This is a genomic window from Paracoccus sp. R12_2 (genome assembly GCF_017744015.1).
Classification (GTDB): Bacteria; Pseudomonadota; Alphaproteobacteria; order Rhodobacterales; family Rhodobacteraceae; genus Paracoccus.
This window is the reverse complement of the sequence record NZ_JAGHRA010000002.1, coordinates 192,218-210,026: the sequence shown is the minus strand read 5'-3', so window position 1 is coordinate 210,026 and position 17,809 is coordinate 192,218. Positions and strand designations below refer to the sequence as shown.

The window sequence follows — 17,809 nt, the reverse complement described above, 5'->3', positions numbered from 1 at the left end:
TTCGATTCCCGAAGCTGTGATGAAAGAAAAGGGCCGGTCTGGACCGGCCCCGTTAGATCAATTGCCGCCGCCCAGGCCCGGCGGCGGTCCGTCAAGGCCCATCCCGCCAAGCCCGCCGGACGGTTCATCTGCAGGCGCGTCCTGATCGGACTGCTGCGTGGGCGCAGGTGCATCCGCGGCTGCATCACCGGCGCTGCCGCCGAAATTCGGGGTGCCACCCAGACCGCCAAGCCCGCCGGATGGCGTACCGGCACCATCGCCGCCGGACGCCGGTGGCTGCCCGAACGGCGAGCCGCCAAGGCCGCCGCCAAGTCCACCGCCAAGACCACCCAGCCCCCCGCCATTCGAGGGGATCTCGATCCTGATATTCGAGGTATCCACCGGCGCGCCCTTGTAGTGCATGACCATCTGCGGAAACGCGATCACCAGCGCGATCATCATGACCTGCAGTCCGACAAAGGCGACCGCACCGCGGTAGATGTCGACGGTGCTGACGGCCCCGATTTCCTTGCCGGTGACGGCATCGCGATAGGCTTTGCGCGGCGCCACCGATCGCAGGTAGAACAGCGCGAAACCCACCGGCGGCGTCAGGAACGATGTCTGCATCGTCATCGCCAGAATGATGCCGAACCAGATCAGGTCGATCTCCAGCGCGTTTGCGGCAGGGATCAGCAGCGGCACGATCACGAAGGCCAGTTCGAAGAAGTCCAGGAAGAAGGCCAGAAAGAAGATGATCGCGCAGACCGCAATCAGGAACCCGTATTCGCCCCCCGGCAGCGCGGTCAGCAGATCGCGCACCCAGATATGGCCATTGATCGAATAGTAGGTCAGTGAAAAGACCGTCGCGCCGATCAGGATGAACATGACGAAGCTGGAAAGACGCGTCGTGGACAGCAGGGCCTGACGCACGACATCGACCGTCAGCCTGCCCTTGATCGCAGTCAGCGCCAACGCACCCACCGCGCCCATCGCGCCCCCCTCGGTCGGGGTGGCGATGCCCAGGAAGATCGTGCCCAGCACAAGAAACACAAGGGCCAGCGGCGGGATCATCACGATGATCACCTCTCGCGTCATCGGCGACATCAGCCCCAGCTTCAGATACCGGTCGGCCAGCGCCACGATCAGCATGACACCGACCGACAGAGTCGCCGCCCAGATGGCACTGTCATCGCCCAGGGTTGCACCCAGGTAACGCTCGGCCAGCCAGTAGATGGCGATTGCGGCGACGATCGACACGATCAGCGACCAGCCGCCGCCGCCAAGGGTGCGCGCCTCTGGCGGCAATGCGGGCATCGTCTTGGGGCGAATGATGGACAGCACGGCGATATAGGCCAGATAGATCCCCACCAGGACGAATGCCGGGATCAGGGCGCCCTTGTACATGTCGCCGACGGAACGGCCCAACTGGTCGGCCAGCACGATCAGCACAAGCGAGGGCGGAATGATCTGCGCCAGCGTGCCGGACGCGGTGATGACCCCGCTTGCCAGCCGCTTGTCATAACCATAGCGCATCATGATCGGCAGCGAGATCAGCCCCATCGAGATGACCGATGCCGCCACGACGCCGGTGGTCGCGGCCAGCAACGCCCCGACCAGAACCACCGCGTAGGCCAGGCCGCCGCGAACAGGACCGAACAATTGCCCGACGGTATCCAGCAGTTCCTCGGCCATGCGCGACCGTTCCAGAACGATCCCCATGAAGGTGAAGAACGGAATGGCCAGCAAGGTGTCGTTGCGCATGACCCCGAAGACCCGGTCGCCAAGCGCACCAAGCAGGTTCCAGCCCAGGTTGACCTGATCGGTATAGGGCGTGATGAAGACGCCGAAGAAGAAGAACAGCAACCCGTTCGCCGCCAGCGCGAAGGCGATCGGATAGCCGAACAGCAGAAAGACGACCATCGAGAAGAACATGATGGGCGCAAGATTATGGGCGATAAGGTCGATCACGCGCGGTTCTCCCGATCGTCGCTGATTTCGTCACGGCTGTGGTCCTGCGCTGTGCCGACAGTCATCAGCCGGGCCTCGTGAAGGGCGCTGTCGTGGGTCCCGGCGGGACCATGCGGGTCGGGGATCACGCCGCGCATCACGGCGATCTTCTTGACAAGTTCCGACAGTCCCTGTGCGAACAACAACACGAACCCGGCCAGCAGCACGGCCTTGGCCGGCCAGATCAGCAGCCCGCCCGCATTCATCGAGATTTCATGCGTGCGCCACGAACTCATCAGCGAGGGATAGACCAGCGATATCATGATCGCCGAGAAGGGCAGCAGGAACAGCGTGGTCCCCACAAGGTCGATCCAGTGCTGCACGCGGCGCGACCACCGCCCGTAGATCACGTCGATCCGGATATGTTCGTTTTCCAGCAGCGTATAGGCCGCCGCCAGAAGAAACGCCCCGCCATAGAGATACCATTGCAGTTCAAGCCAGGCGTTCGAAGATACACTGAAGACCTTGCGCACCACCGCGTTTACGGCGCTGACAAAGATCGCCAGCAGGATCAGCCACGACGCGGTGCGACCGATCAGCGTATTGATGCGGTCTATGCCGCGCGAAAGGGCCAACAGGCTGCCCATGATATCCTCCCCGGTTCGTTGGCAGGCAGCCTTGTTCGGATATGCCGCCTTGCGCTGCATTCTCGCACCGTCCCGGGGGTATGCGCGAGGGTTTTTGCAGCGTCAAGCGTGACCGCTGAGGGGTTCAGCCAGCCATCGCGAATGCTGCAAGAATTGCGGTTTCGGTCAGGATCGAAGCACTGCCCAGCACATCCCCGCTTTGCCCGCCCAGCCAGATCCGGGCCTGCCGGATCACCGCCGCGACCGCCACAATTGCCGCGATCAGAGCGATGACGCTGCCCGGTCCGGCGCAAAGCACCGCGACAAATGCGATCAGGCATGCAAAGGCTACGCCGGCCCAGGCAGGGCGACCGGCGGCGTGGCCCAGCCCGTCCGGTCGCGCGGGCGGCAGCGCCGTCATGACCACAACGCTTGCCGCGCGCCCCGAGGCCGCGGCGGCGATCAGCGCCGCCGGTCCCAGCACGGTCAAGGACGCCACCCGCACAAAGGACACCAGGATCAAGGCCATGACCCCATAGCTGCCGATGCGGGAATCGCGCATGATCCGCAGACGGGATTCGGTATCCTTGCCGCCGCCTGCATCGGCCAGATCGGCCAGGGCATCCTCGTGCAGCGCGCCGGTCAACCAGACGGCCAACGCCACCGACAGCGCCGCGGTCAGCATCGGCGGCCCCGGCAGCAACAGCGGCAGCGATGCGATTGCCCCAACCGCCGCGCCGACCAATGAAAAAGCCCATGCGCTGTGCGCCAGCCGCATGATGCGCGGCGGCAGCGCGTGTCCCAGCGGCAGCCGGGTCAGAAAGACCAGCGCCAGCAGAAACTGATGCCAGCGCCTAACCAATCCCTGCCTCGGCGAAGGTGGCCATGCCGTCATGGCAGGCGATCGCGGCACGCAGAACCATCAGCGCGACCCCAGCGCCCGAGCCTTCGCCCAGACGCATGTCCAGCGACAGGACCGGGCGCATCCCCAACGCCGCAATCAGGCGACGATGTCCGGGCTCGGCGCTTTCATGACCGATCAGGCAATGGGCCAGCGCCTCGGGGTCGTCGCGCCGCAGCACCGCCGCGGCTGCGGTGCAGATGAACCCGTCCAGGATCACCGGCAGGCCCAGTTCCTTTGCGCGCAGGATCGCACCGCAGATCGCTGCCTGTTCCCGTCCGCCGAACGCAGCCAGTGTTTCGCGCGCAGTGCCGGGGGAATGCAGGGCGATGCCTGCGGCCACCGCGCGCTGCTTGCGGGCAAGGACATCACCTTCGGCGCCGGTTCCGGGCCCGACCCAGTCTTCCGCCCTGCCTCCGAAAACGGACGCCGCCTGCGCCGCCGCGATTGATGAATTGCCGATCCCCATTTCGCCAAGGATCAGGATGTCGGCCTTGGGATCGACCGAATCCGCGCCGATCGACATGGCCGCATCGACCTCGGCCATGTCCATCGCCGCAGCTTGGGTGAAGTCGCGGGTCGGCCGGTCCAGGTCCAGCGGAACGATGGCAAGTTCAGCCCCGGCGACCGCGCAGATCTGGTTGATCGCCGCACCGCCAGCGGCGAAATTCTGAACCATCAACGCCGTCACATCGGCCGGAAACGGGTTCACGCCCTGCGCGACGATGCCATGATTGCCTGCGAAAACCAGCGCCTGCGCCCGGTTCAACTCGGGGCGATCCCGGCCCTGCCATCCCGCCATGAAGACGGCCAGTTCCTCAAGCCGCCCCAGAGATCCGGGCGGCTTGGTCAGCTGGTTCTGGCGATCGCGCGCACACTGTGCCGCGGCTTCGTCAAATGATCTCATCCGGTGACTCCCGCATAGGTTTCAGACGCAAGGGCTGGCCGCTGACCGATATCCAGACCTCATCGGCGATATCCCCGACGGCCTGATTCATCCAGCCGTGCTGATCGCGAAATTTGCGTGCCAGTGCGTTGTCCGGCACGATGCCCTGGCCCAGTTCGTTGGTCACAAGGACAACAGGACAGCATTGTTGACGCAACGTCGCGACCAATGCGCCGAAATCTGCCGATCCAAGACAGTTCGACAGCCACAGCGTCAGGCAATCCACCAGCCGAACCCCCTGCCCGTCGCTGGCGCGCAGCGCCCCGGCCAGATCGTGCGGCGCCTCGATCGTCGTCCAAGCGTCATTGCGACGCCGTTGATGTAATTGTATTCTTTCCGCCATCTCGGCATCGCCCGCCTGCGCGGTCGCGATGTAGATGCGCGGCCCATCATGCCGCACTACCAGCCGTTCGGCCAGTGCGGATTTCCCCGAACGGGCACCGCCGGTCACAAGGGTGATATGCCCGCTCTTCGTCATTGCCGCCCCATCTTCCACAAGCCCGAGGGCGATGAAAGCCGAAACCCGCTTTACCCCGCCGGATGATCTACTACCTTCGCGCCATTCCGGTGCAGAAGACACCGCACTCAACTTGGAGGAGATGCCTCATGACGAAGTTTTTCGCAACGACCGCCCTGGTCGCCTCGCTCGCCATGCCCGCCTTTGCCGTGCAGCCGGCCGAGGGCGAGCAGCTGGCAGAAAATCAGGTCTATAACTTCTGGCTGCTGGACGCGATCAAATCGGTCGACCCGGCAAAGAACACCGATGTCGAGGGTTCGGACGTGCTGCGTCAGCTGTTCGAAGGTCTGATGAACGAGGATGAAAAGGGCGCGATGGTGCCCGGCGTTGCCGAAAGCTTCGAGGAAAGCGACGACAAGCTGACCTACACCTTCAAGCTGCGCGACGCCAAATGGTCGAATGGCGAGCCGGTGACCGCGGGCGATTTCGTTTATGCCTGGCGACGCGCCGTGAACCCGGAAACTGCGTCCGAATATGCGTGGTTCATGGAACTGATGAACATCGTCAACGCCACCGATATCGTGAAGGGCGAAAAATCCCCTGAAGAACTGGGCGTGAAGGCGATCGACGACAAGACGCTGGAAGTCACGCTGACGACGCCGACCCCTTATTTCATCAAGACGCTGTCGCATGCCACGACTTTCCCGGTGCCGCAAAAGGTGATCGAGGAACACGGCGATGCCTGGACTCAGCCCGGCAATCTGGTCGGCAACGGCGCCTTCGTGCTGAAATCGCACAATCTGGGCGTCGATATCACGATGGAAAAGAACCCCGAATACTGGGACGCCGAGAATGTCGTGATGCAGACCGTCAAGGGCATCACCGTCAATGACAACAATGTCGCACTGACCCGTTATCAGGCCGGAGAGCTGGACCGTGTGCAGATCCCGGCCGGTCAGTATCCGCGACTGGAAAAGGAAGCCCCGGATCAGGCGGTTTCACTGCCTTATGCCTGTTCCTATGCCTATGTTTATAATGTGTCCGAGAAGGGCCCCGAGGCGCTGAAGGATGTGCGCGTCCGCGAGGCGCTGTCGCTGGCGCTGAACCGCGACATCATCGTGAACAACGTTTTGCAGGGTGGTCAGAAACCGGCGACCACATGGACCCATTGGGCCATCGAGGGGTTCGATCAGCCCGAGACCGAGCTTGCGACCCTGAGCCAGGAAGAAAAGACCCAGCGCGCGCAGGAATTGCTGACCGAGGCCGGCTATGGCCCCGACAATCCGATCTCGTTGACGCTGCAGTACAATACGGATGAGAACCACAAGAAGCTGGCGATCGCCGCGCAGCAGTTCTGGAAGCCGCTTGGCGTCAACATCACGCTGAACAATGTCGAATGGAAAGTGCATACCGACCGGATGCAGAACCAGGATTTCGACATGGCCCGCTATGCGTGGTGCGCCGATTACAACGAAGCCTCGACTTTCCTCGACTGGTTCCGGACCGACGGATATAACAGCGGCAAATGGTCGAATGCGGAATTCGATCAACTTATGGCAGATGCCAAGACGGCCGAGGACACCACGCCGATCTATACCCGTGCCGAGGAAATTCTGGCTGAAGAAGTTCCGGCAGCCTTCGTCTATCACTACGCCAAGGTCGATATGATCAGCCCCGACATCAAGGGCCTGCCGACCGAAAACGTGTTGAACTCGTGGTACGCCAAGGACCTGTATCGTCTGGCCGACTGATCCCGACCAGGAACACTGGCTTTCCGGAAGGGGCACTATTCCCTTCCGGACTCTGGTCATGGACGCTTAACTTTCCTTTGCAGGGAGGCTGCACGCGATGTTCGCATATATCATGCGGCGCTTGGCTGTGGCGGTACCCACGCTGCTGCTGCTGATCGTCTTTTCCTTCATCCTGATGCATCTTGCGCCGGGCGGGCCGTTCACGCAGGAACGTGAATTGCCGCCGCAGGTTCTTGCGAACCTGAATGCCAAATACGGCCTAGACGATCCGCTTTGGAAGCAGATCATCAGTTATATCTGGGGCATCGTCGCGCATTTCGATTTCGGACCCAGCTTCGTCTATCCCGACCGCAGCGTGAACGAACTGGTCGCCGCAGGTTTTCCGGTGACGCTGACCTATGGCTCGCTGGCATTCATCGCTGCGGTGGTGATGGGCGTCGGCCTGGGTGTCGTCGCCGCGATCTGGCACAACAGCTTTCTGGACTATCTGGCGGTGGGTATCTCCATCGGCGCGCAGGTGCTGCCGAATTTCGTGATGGCGCCGATCTTGGTGCTGATCTTCACGCTGTGGTATGGATTGTTGCCGGGCGGTGGCTGGTCTTTCAGCGATCCCAGCTTCTGGATCATGCCGGTGATCGCGCTAGGCACCAGCTACATGGCCTCTATCGCGCGGATCACCCGCTCATCGATGCTTGAGGTTCTGGGCAGCAACCATATCCGCACCGCCCGCGCCAAGGGCATGCCCGAACATCGGGTCATCATTCGCCACGCCCTGAAACCCGCGATGTTGCCGGTGATCAGCTATCTGGGGCCGGTCTTCGTGTCGATGATCACGGGTTCGGTGGTGATCGACATCTATTTCTCGACCGGGGGCATCGGAAAGGCCTTCGTGGATAGCGCGCTGAACCGCGACTATGCGGTGATGATGGGCGTGACCATCCTGGTCGGCGCGCTGACCATCGTGTTCAACCTTGTCGTCGATGTGCTGTACGCATGGATCGACCCAAAGATCAGGTACTGAGCCATGGTCATTCAACAAGACAAGATGCAATCGCTTGCCACCCGCATGTCGCAGGACGAGGTGAAGGGCCGCAGCCCTTGGGCGGATGCCCGCAAGCGTTTCCTGCGCAACAAGGCGGCGATGACCGGGCTGATCATCCTGATCGGGGTGGCGCTGTTCGCGCTGCTTGGCAACCAGTTCGCCCAGTGGTCGAACGAGGATCTGGATTTCACCGTCATGGGTCAGGTCGCAACCATGGGCATGCCCTCTTTGGAGAACGGGCATTATTTCGGCACCGACGATCTGGGCCGCGACCTTTTCGCGCGCACCGTGCAGGGCACGCAGATCAGCCTGATGGTCGGCATCGTCGGCGCCGCGATTGCGGTGATCGTCGGCACGCTTTACGGCGCGACGGCGGGCTATGTCGGCGGGCGGACCGATCAGATCATGATGCGGGCCGTCGATATCCTGATGTCGATCCCCTACATGTTCGTGCTGATCCTGTTGCTGGTGATGTTCGGGCGGTCCATCGCGATGCTGTTCCTGGGCATCGGCCTGATTTCCTGGCTGGACATGAGCCGCATCGTCCGTGGCCAGACCCTGTCCCTGAAGAACCGCGAGTTCATCGAGGCCGCGCGCGCCACCGGCGTCCCGTCATGGAAGATCATCATCCGCCACATCGTGCCGAACCTGCTTGGCCTCGTCGCGGTCTATGCCACGCTGCTGGTGCCGCTGATGATCCTGACCGAAAGCTTCATCAGCTTCCTGGGCCTTGGCGTGCAGGAACCGCTGACCAGTTGGGGTGCGTTGATCTCTGAAGGCGCGGGGACGATGAACTATGGCACGCTGTGGCAGCTGGCCTTTCCGCTGTTCTTCTTTGTCATCACTCTGTTCGGCTTTTTCTTCGTGGGCGATGGCCTGCGCGATGCCCTTGACCCGAAGGATCGTTGATATGGCGCTGCTGGAAATAGACGACCTTTCCGTCCGCTTTGCCACCAATGATGGCGAGGTGCAGGCCGTCAACCAGGTGAACCTGTCGGTCGAGGCCGGCGAAACCCTTGGCATCGTCGGCGAATCCGGGTCGGGTAAATCGCAGCTGTCCTTCGCATTGATGGGGCTTCTGGCCAGAAACGGTCGGGCCAGCGGCAATGTGCGCTTCGACGGGCAGCAGATCCTGAACGCCCCGCCCAAGGTGCTGAACCGCATCCGGGCCGAAAAGATCGCGATGATCTTTCAGGATCCGATGACGTCGCTGAACCCCTATATGCGCGTCTCGGACCAGATGGCCGAGGTTCTGACCCTGCACAAGGGCATGTCCAAGAAGCAGGCGGTGACCGAGGCGGTGCGGATGCTGGACGCGGTCAAGATCCCCGATGCCAAGGGACGCGTGCGTCTTTATCCGCACGAATTCAGCGGTGGGATGCGGCAACGGGTGATGATTGCCATGGCTTTGCTGTGCCGTCCGCAACTGCTGATCGCGGACGAACCGACCACCGCGCTGGACGTGACGGTGCAGGCGCAGATCATGACGCTGCTGGCCGATCTGCAGCGCGAATTCGGCATGGCGATGATCCTGATCACGCATGACCTGGGCGTCGTCGCGGGATCTTGCGAACGTGTCGCCGTCATGTATGGCGGGCGCATCCGCGAGACCGGCCCGGTCGGGCCGTTGTTTGCCGAGCCCGCGCACCCCTATACGCAGGGCTTGCTGCACGCGATTCCGCGCATCAACCAGGACGGCGACGAACTGTCCGCGATCCCCGGATCGCCCCCCAACATGACACAGCCGCCCGCCGGCTGCGCATTCGAGCCGCGCTGCCCCTATCGTCGCGAAGGCTGCGACAGCCAGCGCCCGCCGCTGGAGGTGTTCGCGCCGGGCCGCGCGCGCGCCTGCTTTGCGCCGCTGCCCGATGTTTTGGCCCGACAGCAGACCGTGCATCTGCGCGACATCGCGATCGGCGCGGAAGATCCGGTACAGGAAGAAGCCACGCCGATGGCCGCGATCGCGGGCGCCGGAATGGCCGGAACCCCAAGCAAGGTGGACGAATGATGACGAAACCCCTGCTCGATGTGCGCGACCTGCGCGTGACTTTCCAGATCCGCCGCGAGGGGGCGATGCCCTGGTCCGCCCCCCTGCCCCTGCATGCCGTCGGCGGCGTCGATTTCACCCTGAACCCTGGTGAGACTCTGGGCGTCGTCGGAGAATCCGGTTGCGGCAAATCCACCCTTGCCCGCGCCCTGATCGGCCTTGTCCCGGCCGAGGGACAAGCGGAGTGGATCGACGGGCGCGACCTGATCGGCCTGTCACCACGGCAGATGATGAAATACCGAAGCGATATCCAGATGGTGTTTCAGGATCCGCTGGCCTCTCTGAACCCGCGCATGACCGTGGGCCAGATCATCGCCGAGCCGCTGAGGACCCACCACCCCGGCCTGAAATCCGCCGAGGTCAAGGACCGCGTCAAGGCGATCATGGAAAAGGTCGGGTTGCTGCCCAACCAGATCAACCGCTATCCGCACGAGTTCAGCGGCGGGCAATGTCAGCGCATCGGTATCGCCCGTGCCCTGATCGTCGAACCCAAACTGATCATCTGCGACGAACCCGTCAGCGCCCTTGACGTGTCAATTCAGGCGCAGGTCATCAACCTGTTGATCCGGCTGCAAAAGGAACTGGGTCTTGCGCTGGTCTTCATCGCGCATGACCTGTCGGTGGTGAAGCATATCAGCGACCGGGTGATGGTCCTGTATCTTGGCAAGGTCATGGAGATCGGAAGCTCGGCCGACCTCTTTGCCGATCCGCAGCACCCCTATACGCAGGCGCTGCTGTCGGCGGTTCCGGTGCCCGATCCCGCGCATGATATGGCCGGTTCGGTCGTGCCACTGTCAGGCGATCTGCCGTCGCCCATGAACCCGCCCTCTGGCTGTGTCTTCCGCACCCGCTGTCCGCGGGCCCAGGCAGCCTGCGCCGAACAGGTGCCGGCGCTTCTTGGCCAGGATCACAGGACAGCCTGCCATTTTCCGGGCCCGCTGACCGACGCGGAAATCGCCCGCGCGCGCAACATTGAGGCCGCCTGAGCGTGGCCTCGTCCGACGCGCCCGCCTATGCCGCGCGTTGGGCCGCGCTGAAGAACATCCCGCCATTCCTGGGCATGGTCTGGCGTGCCAGTCCGGGCCTGACCGGTACCATGATCCTGCTGCGGCTGGCGCGCGCCGTGATGCCGGTCGCGATGCTGTGGATCGGCAAGCTGATCATCGACGAGGTGGTGCGCCTGATGGCTGCGGACGCGCGCCCCGACACGCTGGCCGAATGGTGGCAATCGGGACTTGCAGTCCAGTTGATCCTTCTGATCGCGGCCGAGCTTGGTCTGGCACTGGCCTCGGACATCTTCGGGCGGCTGGTGACCTATGCAGACAGTCTGCTGCAGGAACGCCTGGTCATCTCGTTGTCGATGCGCCTGATGAACCATGCCGCCGATCTGGATCTTGCCAGTTTCGAGGATGCCGGGTTTCAGGACCGGCTGGACCGCGCCCGCCGCCAGACCATGGGCCGGATTCCGCTGGTGGGTCAGGTCATGCAGCAAATGCAGGACGGCGTTACGGTCGTCAGCTTCGGCGCAGGGCTGATCGCCTATAACCCGTGGCTGGTGGTGCTGCTGCTGGTCGCGCTGATCCCGACGCTGGTCGGGCAGATGCATTTCAACGCCGAACTTTACGCGATGAACTGGCGCCGCGCGCCCGAACGGCGCGAACGCGACTATCTGCGGATGATCGGTGCGACATCCGAGTCCGCGAAAGAGGTCAAGATCTTCGGTCTCAACGCCTTTCTGCGCGACCGCTATCTGGAACTGGCCGAACGGTTCTACGCCGAGAACCGGGTGATCAACAGGCGGCAGCTTGTGGTGATGGCCGCGCTGACGGGCATCGGAACGCTGTGCTACTACGGCGCCTATCTCTGGATCATCGGCCGCACGCTCACCGGCACGCTGTCACTTGGCGATCTGACATTCCTGTCGGGCAGTTTCCTGCGCCTGCGCGGCCTGATCGAAGGATTGTTGTCATCATTCTCGAGCATGGCCTCGCAGGCACTGTATCTGGACGACCTCTACCGCTTTTTCGACGAACGTCCCGGTATCGCCTCGCCCCCCGACGCGTTGCCGGTGCCGGCGCCGATCCGCCACGGCATCACGTTCGAGAATGTCGGCTTTCGCTATCCCGGTGCCGGTCGATGGGCCGTGCGCGATCTGTCATTCCACCTGAACGCGGGCGAAACCGTCGCATTGGTGGGCGAGAATGGCGCAGGCAAGACCACGATCGTCAAGCTTCTGGCGCGGCTCTATGATCCGACCGAAGGCCGCATCCTTTTGGATGGGCGCGACCTGCGCGACTATGATCTGGACCAGTTGCGCGCGGCGGTGGGCGTGATCTTCCAGGATTTCGTGCGTTACGCCATGTCGGCCTCGGACAATATCGCCGCCGGTCGGATCGAGGCACGCACCGACCGTCCACGGATCGAAACCGCCGCCGAACGTGCGCTGGCCGATCAGGTGATCGCGAAACTGCCCGCCGGATATGATCAGATGGTCGGCAAGCGTTTTGCCCACGGGCTGGACCTGTCCGGCGGCGAGTGGCAGAAGCTGGCGATCGCGCGCGCCTATATGCGCGACGCCCAGATCCTGATCCTCGACGAACCCACCGCAGCGCTGGACGCCCGCGCGGAATTCGAGGTCTTCCAGCGCTTCAACGACCTGTCCACTGGCCGCACCGCGCTGCTGATTTCGCACCGGTTTTCCAGCGTTCGCATGGCCGACAGGATCATCGTGATCGAACATGGCCATGTGCAGGACGAAGGCACGCATGACCAGCTTGTCGCCCGCGAAGGGCGCTATCGCGAGCTGTTCGAATTGCAGGCACAGGGCTATCGCTGACGGGCTTCTTCCTTGCCCAGATACCCGGCTGAGCGTGCCGCCCGGAACATCGGAAGGATCAGCGCAGAAGCAACCGGCCCGCGCCCTCGGCGGCCTCGCCGATCACGGCTGCTTCGGCAAACCCGTGATCACGGAAAATCTGCAGAACCCGATCCGCACTTTTTGCGTCGCAGGCCACCAGAAGTCCGCCACTGGTCTGCGGGTCCGACAACAGATCCCGGTCGATCTGCCGAAAATCGTCTGCCAGAACCACGTCGCTGCCATAGCTGGCCCAGTTCCGGCCCGATGCGCCGGTGACAAAGCCCTGTTCGGCCAGATCGCGTGCCCCCGACAAAAGCGGCACGGCCGACCAGTCCAGCCGGATCTCGCAGCCCGATCCGCGCGCCATTTCCAGCGCGTGGCCCGCCAGCCCGAACCCGGTCACATCGGTCATCGCATGAACGCCCTGCAACCTCGCCAGATCGGGGCCGGGCGTGTTCAGCCGCGTCGTCGCCGCGATCATCGCCTGATATCCCTCGGCGGGCAGCGCCTCTTTCTTCAACGCCGCCGAGAAGACCCCGACGCCAAGCGGCTTGCCAAGGATCAGCAGGTCGCCCGGTCTGGCGCCCGAGTTCCGCTTGACGTGATCGGGATGCACGATGCCCAGTGCCACCAACCCATAGATCGCCTCGACCGAGTCGATGGTATGCCCGCCGCCGATGGGAATGCCTGCATCGCGACAGGCCGCAGCACCGCCCTCAAGGATGCGCGCGATCGTCTCGGACGACAGCGTGTTGATCGGCATGCCGACCAGCGACAGCGCCATGATCGGCGTGGCCCCCATTGCATAGACGTCGCTGATCGCGTTGGTCGCCGCGATCCGGCCGAAATCCAGCGGATCATCCACGATGGGCATGAAGAAATCGGTCGTGGCCACCAGTGCCTGTTCGTCGTTCAGGCGATAGACGGCGGCATCGTCCGAGGTCTCGATCCCCACCATCAGCTCCTCGGGGACGGGCAGCATCGCGGTGCCGCGCAGCAGCCCGGTCAGCACGCCGGGGGCAATCTTGCAGCCGCAGCCGCCGCCATGAGAAAGCGATGTCAGCCGGGGCTCGCCGGCGCTTGCGTGATCCATCGGAACTCTCCTTCTTTGGGCGGGCCGCCGAGAGGTTGATACGCGGCCCGCCGCCAGCCGACAAGACTGGCGGCGCCCGCAATCAGTCGGTCGGCTCGGCAGTGCCCGGCCGTGGAAAGGCCGTACCCCGGCCCTCCTGGGGCGAGGTGACCCTGGCGATGGCGCGATCAAGCGCGGCGATGCCCTGCTGCAGCGCGTCGCGGTCCGCCACGGGCATCGCCTCCAGAATCTCGGCGGCGCGCGCCTCGACCCCGCCGAAGGCACGCTGGAACACCCGACGCCCTTCCTCGGTTACCGCATAGTTCCGCAGCCTGCGATCCGATCCCAGCACCTCGCGGGTGATCAGCCCCTTGGCTTCCAGCCGCGAGGCCGCGCGACTGACCTGCACCTTGTCCAGAGAGGTGCGCTGTGACAACTGCAGCGAATTCAGCGTTCCGGCATCCTCCAGCAGGAACAGCAGCCGCCATTCCTCGCGCGTCAGGCCGTGTTCGCGACCGTAAACGGCGACAAGCTGGCGCGAAAACGCCTCGGCCACGACGGCGAGGCGATAGGGAAAGAACGTCTCGATACGCATGGCTGCCACCTTTCTGGGCGGATGACGTTACGGATGCACCGGATGCCGTGCGGACGGCCGGAAAGCAAGTTCCCGAACGGCCCTGCGGGCCGTTCAGGTGGCCAGATACAACGAAAGGACGGGCAGCATGATGATCAGCGCCAGACGCAGCAGGTCGGCCAGCCAGAACACATACACACCCCGGAATATCGTCCCCAGCGTCACATCCGGCAGCACAGAACGCAGCACGAAGACATTCATGCCGATGGGCGGTGTGATCAGGCTGATCTCGGTCACCACCACGACGATGATCGCGAACCAGATCAGGACGGCATCGGGATCCTGCAGGATGGCCAGCCCGAAATCCAGGTCCGAAACCAGCGGATAGAACACCGGCACGGTCAGCAGGATCATCGACAGGCTTTCCAGGAAACAGCCCAGCACCATGTAGATCGCCACGATCACCAGCAACACCACCCAGGGCGACAGGCCCAGATCCGTCACGATGGCGGACAATGCATCGGGAAGCCCCGCGAATGTGACGAAGTTGCTGAAGATTTCGGCCCCGATGATGATGGCGAAGATCATCGCCGAAGCGGTGGCGCTGTCCAGAAACGCCGTCCACAGCGCCCCGCGTGTCAGACCGCCGGTCGCGAATGCGATCAGCAGCGCGGCGGCGGCCCCCATCCCGGCAGCCTCGATCGGCGTGAAGAACCCGCCATAGATCCCGGCCATGATGAAGACGAACAGGGACAGGACGGCAACGACACTGATCGCATCACGCCGTGTCATCGGGTGAACCTCGCCGACCTTCGGGGCCAGTTCCGGCTTCAGGCGGACCGCGACCATCACGGCCAGAAGATAGCCGATGATGCCCAGGATGCCGGGGATGATCCCGGCAAGGAACAGCTTGCCGATATCGGCCTCGGTCAGAAGTCCGAAGATGATCAGCACGACCGACGGCGGGATCAGGATCCCCAGCGTGCCGCCCGCGGCAATCGCCCCGGTCGCCAGACTGTCGGAATAGCCGAAGCGCCGCATCGAGGGCATCGTCACCTTGGACATGGTCGCCGCGGTGGCCAGCGACGACCCGCAGACCGCCGAGAAGCCGCCGCAGGACAGGATCGTCGCCATGGCCAGCCCGCCGCGCATCCGGCCGAAGATCCGGTCCGCGGCCGAGAAAAGCCCCTGCGCGATGCCCGACCCTGCCAGCACATTGCCCATGAAGATGAACAGCGGCACGACCGATAGGGAATAGTTCAGCCCCGTTTCGAAGACCGCGTTGCCGACCATGGCACCGGCAGGGCCCCAGCCCCGCAGCAGCGCGAAGCCCACACCGCCGACGACCGCCATCGCAAACGCGATCGGGATGCGGATGAAGACCATCCCCAGCAGGATGGCGAAGGCAATCAGGGAAATGGTCATGCTGTCTCCTACCGCAGGATCATCGCGATGGCCGAGGCGACGCAGCTGATCGATGCCAGAAACGCCAGCGGCGCCATCGGAATGGCCAGCGATGCGCTGCGCGCGCCGTCATGCAACTGGTCCAGGCCGATCAGCGTCAGCCGCCAGGCGAAATAGACCAGCACCACCGCCGAAACACCTGCCGCCAGTCGTCCCAGCAGGCGCTGGACCCGGCGCGGCAGCAGGTGCAGTGCCAGATCGACCTCGACATGGCCGCCATCGGCGCTGGTCAGCGGCAGCGCCGCGAAGACCAGCGCAGCCAGCAGGATCTGGGTCAGCTCATACGCGCCGCCGAAGGGCCGGTTGAACAGATAGCGTCCCACGACATCGACGCAGGTCACGCCGATCAACAGCAGGATCAGAACTGCCGAGACGCCGGCCAGAACCCGATACCACCGCCTGTGGCGATGCGGGGTCCGTCCCGGCATCATCTCGGGTGCCGGGACGTCATTGCCATGTCCCTGCGTGGTCATTCCGCGACCGAAGTGCCGGTCATCTCGCGGAACCGGGCCAGCGCGGCGGCTCCGTCATAGCCGTCCCCCAGGCTGTCGGCCCAGGCCTGTTCCAGCGTCGCCGCCGCGTCACGCAGCGGTGCGACGACCTCGGCGCTGGCCTGATAGAAATCGACCTTGTCGCCGATCTCGGTCTTGGCGGCGGTATCGGCATCGTTCCAGGCCTGCCCGACGCGTTCGGCGAATGCCTCGCCCGAAATCGCGTCGATGGCCGCGCGGTCTTCGTCGGAAATCCCGTTCCAGCGGTCTTCGTTGACCACGAAGAACCAGGTCGTGTTGTAGATGCCGCCGGGCACCGTCATCGAATACTTGATGTCATCGACCAGGTTGAAGGCGGTCATCGCCTCATAGGTAAATGCCACCCCGTCGATCACGCCGCGCGACAGTTTTTCATAGACCTCGGGCGAGGACATGAACAACGGCGTGGCGCCAAGTGCAGACACCAGATCGGCGACATACCCGCCCGGCACGCGGATCTTGAGGCCCTGCATGTCGGCAGGCGTCTCGATCTTGCGGACATTGTTGTGCAGCAGGCCCGGCCCGTGCATGAACAGGCCCAGAAGATGCGTGCCCTTGTGTTCCTCGGCCGCATTCAGATCGGTTCCGTAGATCGACCAGTAAGCCTTGGAATTGGCGATGGCATCGTCGCCCAGAAAGCTGAACTGGCCCAGCTTGGCGCGGGTGAATCGGTCGTCCTCGGTAAAGGAATGCAGCCCGTAGGTGATGTCGGCGATGCCGTCGCGCGCCATGTCGAAATGTGCGGGCGGGCTGCCAAGCGGCTTGCCCATGATCCGCACCGTCACGCGGCCATCGGTGACCTTTTCGACCTCTTCGGCCCAGGGTTCGAAGGCATTGACGACGATGGGGTGTTTAGGCGGCAGCCACGAGGACATGATCAGTTCCTCGGCCAACGCCGGCTGCGCGGCAAGCAGCAGACCGGCAAGGGCGAATTTCAACGGTTTCATCGGCTCTCCTCCTGTGATGCCTTCGCCTGTCGCGAAGGGTCGGATCTGTCGGGATGTGCCCCGGCAAAGGCCGGCAACGTGGCGCAGTGTTCCGCCACCGCCGCAATGCGCGGCAGGTGGTCGAAGCCGACGCCCCAGCGGGCGGCATTGTAAAGCTGCGGGATCAGCGTGCAGTCGGCAATCGACGCCGCGCCGCCGTGGCAGAACCTCCCGTCGAACTGCGGATGGTCCAGCATCGCCTCGAACGCGCGCAGTCCGCGTTCGATATTGGTACGATTCCAGTCGCTGCGTGCCCCGGCGCCCGCCAACGCCTCGACCCGGCCAAGTACGGCCAGATTGGACAGCGGGTGGATCTCGCAGGCGATGGCAAGGGCGAGGGCGCGGACATGGGCGCGCGTGGCAGGGTCAGCCGGCAGCAGCGGCGGTTCGGGGCGGGTTTCGTCAAGATATTCCACGATCGCCAGCGACTGGGTCAACAGAAGGCCGTCGATCTGCAGGACCGGCACCAGGCCCTGCGGGTTGCGGGCCAGGTGATCGGCTGCGTGCTGTTGGCCGATGACCAGATCGACCGGGATCGCTGTATAGCTTATCCCCTTCAACCCCAGCGCGATCCGCACCCGGTAGGATGCCGAGGACCGCCAGTAATCATGCAGGACGATGTCGGTCATC

At 63.8% G+C, this 17,809-nt stretch carries 17 protein-coding genes; 6 read left to right on the top strand and 11 right to left on the bottom strand.

All coding sequences use genetic code 11. The features are described 5' to 3' along the window. Positions 1-57: 57 nt before the first annotated feature. From J7359_RS03630 to cobU, 5 genes are all read right to left on the bottom strand, one after another. Complete coding sequence (locus J7359_RS03630; RefSeq protein WP_209055173.1) at positions 58-1,947, bottom strand: TRAP transporter large permease subunit; 1,890 nt, start codon at positions 1,945-1,947, stop codon at positions 58-60. After that, positions 1,944-2,573, bottom strand: coding sequence for a TRAP transporter small permease subunit (locus J7359_RS03625; protein WP_209055172.1), 630 nt, complete (start codon positions 2,571-2,573; stop codon positions 1,944-1,946). The genes J7359_RS03630 and J7359_RS03625 overlap by 4 nt, the downstream gene beginning before the upstream one ends. 124 nt (positions 2,574-2,697) lie before the next feature. Then, entirely contained in the window at positions 2,698-3,414 is a 717-nt protein-coding gene (cobS, locus tag J7359_RS03620) for an adenosylcobinamide-GDP ribazoletransferase (protein ID WP_247740158.1), read from the bottom strand. After that, positions 3,407-4,360: a nicotinate-nucleotide--dimethylbenzimidazole phosphoribosyltransferase gene (gene cobT, locus J7359_RS03615; protein ID WP_209055170.1), complete on the bottom strand. Its 954-nt coding sequence runs from the start codon at positions 4,358-4,360 to the stop codon at positions 3,407-3,409. The genes cobS and cobT overlap by 8 nt, the downstream gene beginning before the upstream one ends. Beyond that, positions 4,347-4,877, bottom strand: coding sequence for a bifunctional adenosylcobinamide kinase/adenosylcobinamide-phosphate guanylyltransferase (gene cobU, locus J7359_RS03610; protein WP_209055169.1), 531 nt, complete (start codon positions 4,875-4,877; stop codon positions 4,347-4,349). Before cobU ends, cobT begins: the two co-directional genes overlap by 14 nt. Positions 4,878-5,005: 128 nt before the next feature. On the opposite strand from cobU, the gene J7359_RS03605 reads away from it, so the two are divergent. From J7359_RS03605 to J7359_RS03580, 6 genes are all read left to right on the top strand, one after another. Further along, positions 5,006-6,607, top strand: coding sequence for a peptide ABC transporter substrate-binding protein (locus tag J7359_RS03605; protein WP_209055168.1), 1,602 nt, complete (start codon positions 5,006-5,008; stop codon positions 6,605-6,607). 97 nt (positions 6,608-6,704) lie between these two features. Then, positions 6,705-7,628 (top strand): oligopeptide ABC transporter permease OppB, encoded by a 924-nt coding sequence (gene oppB / locus J7359_RS03600; RefSeq protein WP_209055167.1) that lies wholly within the window; start codon positions 6,705-6,707, stop codon positions 7,626-7,628. A 3-nt stretch (positions 7,629-7,631) separates the two neighbouring features. Beyond that, positions 7,632-8,558 carry an ABC transporter permease subunit gene (locus J7359_RS03595; protein ID WP_209055166.1) on the top strand — a complete coding sequence of 309 codons (927 nt, stop codon included), beginning with the start codon at positions 7,632-7,634 and terminating at the stop codon, positions 8,556-8,558. Position 8,559: 1 nt separating this feature from the next. Continuing rightward, a complete protein-coding gene (locus J7359_RS03590; protein WP_209055165.1) occupies positions 8,560-9,657 on the top strand; it encodes an oligopeptide/dipeptide ABC transporter ATP-binding protein in 1,098 nt (365 codons plus the stop codon). Next, the gene (locus J7359_RS03585; RefSeq protein ID WP_280637475.1) at positions 9,654-10,682 is read left to right on the top strand and encodes an oligopeptide/dipeptide ABC transporter ATP-binding protein; all 1,029 of its coding nucleotides are present in this window, start codon (positions 9,654-9,656) and stop codon (positions 10,680-10,682) included. Before J7359_RS03590 ends, J7359_RS03585 begins: the two co-directional genes overlap by 4 nt. Positions 10,683-10,684: 2 nt before the next feature. Continuing rightward, complete coding sequence (locus tag J7359_RS03580) at positions 10,685-12,532, top strand: ABC transporter ATP-binding protein (protein ID WP_348524332.1); 1,848 nt, start codon at positions 10,685-10,687, stop codon at positions 12,530-12,532. Positions 12,533-12,590: 58 nt separating this feature from the next. On the opposite strand, the gene selD is transcribed toward J7359_RS03580, so the two are convergent. From selD to maiA, 6 genes are all read right to left on the bottom strand, one after another. Next, a complete protein-coding gene (gene selD, locus J7359_RS03575; protein WP_209055163.1) occupies positions 12,591-13,646 on the bottom strand; it encodes a selenide, water dikinase SelD in 1,056 nt (351 codons plus the stop codon). 82 nt (positions 13,647-13,728) lie between these two features. Beyond that, a complete protein-coding gene (locus J7359_RS03570; protein WP_209055162.1) occupies positions 13,729-14,220 on the bottom strand; it encodes a MarR family transcriptional regulator in 492 nt (163 codons plus the stop codon). 93 nt (positions 14,221-14,313) lie between these two features. Continuing rightward, a complete protein-coding gene (locus J7359_RS03565; protein WP_209055161.1) occupies positions 14,314-15,624 on the bottom strand; it encodes a TRAP transporter large permease in 1,311 nt (436 codons plus the stop codon). A gap of 8 nt (positions 15,625-15,632) precedes the next feature. Further along, positions 15,633-16,136: a TRAP transporter small permease gene (locus J7359_RS03560; protein WP_209055160.1), complete on the bottom strand. Its 504-nt coding sequence runs from the start codon at positions 16,134-16,136 to the stop codon at positions 15,633-15,635. Next, entirely contained in the window at positions 16,133-17,140 is a 1,008-nt protein-coding gene (locus J7359_RS03555; protein ID WP_209055159.1) for a TRAP transporter substrate-binding protein, read from the bottom strand. Before J7359_RS03555 ends, J7359_RS03560 begins: the two co-directional genes overlap by 4 nt. Next, entirely contained in the window at positions 17,137-17,808 is a 672-nt protein-coding gene (gene maiA, locus J7359_RS03550; protein ID WP_209055158.1) for a maleylacetoacetate isomerase, read from the bottom strand. Before maiA ends, J7359_RS03555 begins: the two co-directional genes overlap by 4 nt. Position 17,809: the final 1 nt, after the last annotated feature.

Excerpts from the sequence above, each read along its gene's own strand:
- J7359_RS03625 (WP_209055172.1), bottom strand. The coding sequence starts at position 2,573 with ATGGGCAGCCTGTTGGCCCTTTCGCGCGGCATAGACCGCATCAATACG.
- cobT (WP_209055170.1), bottom strand. The coding sequence starts at position 4,360 with ATGAGATCATTTGACGAAGCCGCGGCACAGTGTGCGCGCGATCGCCAG.
- cobU (WP_209055169.1), bottom strand. The coding sequence starts at position 4,877 with ATGACGAAGAGCGGGCATATCACCCTTGTGACCGGCGGTGCCCGTTCG.
- J7359_RS03605 (WP_209055168.1), top strand. The coding sequence starts at position 5,006 with ATGACGAAGTTTTTCGCAACGACCGCCCTGGTCGCCTCGCTCGCCATG.
- oppB (WP_209055167.1), top strand. The coding sequence starts at position 6,705 with ATGTTCGCATATATCATGCGGCGCTTGGCTGTGGCGGTACCCACGCTG.
- J7359_RS03595 (WP_209055166.1), top strand. The coding sequence starts at position 7,632 with ATGGTCATTCAACAAGACAAGATGCAATCGCTTGCCACCCGCATGTCG.
- J7359_RS03590 (WP_209055165.1), top strand. The coding sequence starts at position 8,560 with ATGGCGCTGCTGGAAATAGACGACCTTTCCGTCCGCTTTGCCACCAAT.
- J7359_RS03585 (WP_280637475.1), top strand. The coding sequence starts at position 9,654 with ATGATGACGAAACCCCTGCTCGATGTGCGCGACCTGCGCGTGACTTTC.
- selD (WP_209055163.1), bottom strand. The coding sequence starts at position 13,646 with ATGGATCACGCAAGCGCCGGCGAGCCCCGGCTGACATCGCTTTCTCAT.
- J7359_RS03570 (WP_209055162.1), bottom strand. The coding sequence starts at position 14,220 with ATGCGTATCGAGACGTTCTTTCCCTATCGCCTCGCCGTCGTGGCCGAG.
- J7359_RS03565 (WP_209055161.1), bottom strand. The coding sequence starts at position 15,624 with ATGACCATTTCCCTGATTGCCTTCGCCATCCTGCTGGGGATGGTCTTC.
- J7359_RS03560 (WP_209055160.1), bottom strand. The coding sequence starts at position 16,136 with ATGACCACGCAGGGACATGGCAATGACGTCCCGGCACCCGAGATGATG.
- J7359_RS03555 (WP_209055159.1), bottom strand. The coding sequence starts at position 17,140 with ATGAAACCGTTGAAATTCGCCCTTGCCGGTCTGCTGCTTGCCGCGCAG.
- maiA (WP_209055158.1), bottom strand. The coding sequence starts at position 17,808 with ATGACCGACATCGTCCTGCATGATTACTGGCGGTCCTCGGCATCCTAC.